Annotated in this window: 1 protein-coding gene; it reads right to left on the bottom strand. The window is 57.1% G+C overall.

All coding sequences use genetic code 11. The annotated features are described in order from the left end of the window. Positions 1–303: DDE-type integrase/transposase/recombinase (locus HJ536_RS20745; protein ID WP_177159290.1), on the bottom strand; the 303-nt coding region annotated here is incomplete at both ends.

Here is a 303-nt window from a genome sequence, read left to right on the forward strand (position 1 = left end):
GGGGGCACCCCGGACGTGATCCATTTTCCGGTCTTCCAGCCAGCCGGCCAGTTCTCCAGAGATGTAACTGGCTCCGTTGTCCGATAGCAGCCGTGGCTTATGCCGAACTGTTGCCCTATCGCAGCCGGAGGCCTGCAGAGCCAAGTCCAGCGTATCGGTCACGTCACTGGCCTTCATCGTCGTGCAGAGCTTCCATGCGATGATGTACCGACTGTAATCATCGAGAATTGTCGATAGGTAGAACCAACCCCAACCGATGACCTTGAGATAGGTGAAGTCGGTTTGCCAGAGCTGGTTTGGCCG

Origin of the sequence: Donghicola mangrovi (genome assembly GCF_013377535.1) — a bacterium.
GTDB classification, from domain to species: Bacteria; Pseudomonadota; Alphaproteobacteria; order Rhodobacterales; family Rhodobacteraceae; genus Donghicola; species Donghicola mangrovi.